1 pseudogene is annotated in these 615 nt (G+C 51.1%); it reads left to right on the top strand.

The annotated features are described in order from the left end of the window. Positions 1-615 (top strand): annotated as a pseudogene (locus tag MD535_RS25800) (transketolase); the annotation flags it as partial.

Raw genomic sequence — 615 nt, 5'->3', positions numbered from 1 at the left:
CTGATTGCTTTCTGGGATGACAACGGCATCTCGATTGATGGCGAAGTAGAAGGTTGGTTCTCTGACGATACGCCTAAGCGTTTTGAAGCTTACGGTTGGCATGTTATCCCTGCCGTTGATGGCCACGACTCTGATGCCATTAATGCAGCGATTGAAGCGGCGAAGGCCGATCCTCGTCCTACGTTAATCTGTACTAAAACCGTTATCGGTTTTGGTTCTCCAAACAAAGCCGGTACGCACGACTGCCACGGTGCACCACTAGGTGCCGATGAAATTGCAGCAACTAAAGCCGCGCTGGGTTGGGAGCACGGTCCTTTTGAAATTCCAGCTGATATCGCAGCGCAATGGAATGCACAAGAAGCGGGCGCAGCTAAAGAAGCAGCGTGGAATGCTAAGTTTGACGCTTACGCAGCGGCTTACCCAGAACTTGCGGCTGAGTTTACTCGTCGTACAAACGGTGAGTTGCCAGCGGAGTGGGAAGAAAAAGCATCAGCAATCATTGCTGATCTTCAAGCTAACCCAGCAAACATCGCATCACGTAAAGCGTCTCAAAATGCACTAGAAGCATTTGGTCAAATGCTTCCTGAGTTCATGGGCGGCTCGGCTGACCTTGCG

The sequence above is a fragment of the Vibrio qingdaonensis genome (genome assembly GCF_026191675.1).
GTDB classification, from domain to species: Bacteria; Pseudomonadota; Gammaproteobacteria; order Enterobacterales; family Vibrionaceae; genus Vibrio; species Vibrio qingdaonensis.
This window is presented reverse-complemented; position numbering and strand designations above follow the sequence as displayed.